The 371-nt window shown below is 65.2% G+C and carries 1 protein-coding gene; it reads left to right on the top strand.

Annotated elements, in window-relative coordinates; translation table 11 throughout:
- On the top strand, nt 1-371 hold a 371-nt coding region (locus tag CXG43_RS01355), incomplete at both ends, for a CopD family protein (protein WP_198551377.1).

Below are 371 nucleotides of genomic sequence, written 5' to 3'. Positions count from 1 at the left end.
CGGCGACGCTGGCGGGCGGCGCACTCGCTTCTCTGGCATGGAACGGCCACGCCGCCGCCGGTGAGGGCGTGGCAGGCGCGGTCCGGCTTGCTGCGGGTCTCGTGCATCTTCTCGCGGCAGGCGGCTGGATCGCAGCGGTCTTGATGTTCCTGGGGATGCTCCTGCGCGGCAAGGAGGCCTCCGGCAGCGGGCGTCTGCGATCAACGCATGACTTTCTGCATGGATTTTCGACGCTGGGAACGATTTTCGTTGCTGCGCTCGTCGTGTCCGGCATCGCGCACTACGGGGATCTCACTGCGTGGTCGTTGTCGGCCCTGTTTCAGAGCACCTACGGGAAGTTGCTGCTGTTCAAACTGGCCCTGTTCGCTTGT

The sequence above is a fragment of the Stenotrophomonas sp. Bg11-02 genome (assembly GCF_002836635.1).
Lineage (GTDB): Bacteria > Pseudomonadota > Gammaproteobacteria > Xanthomonadales > Xanthomonadaceae > Stenotrophomonas > Stenotrophomonas lacuserhaii.
The sequence above is the reverse complement of the archived record's forward strand: the minus strand, read 5'-3'. Positions and strand labels throughout refer to the sequence as shown.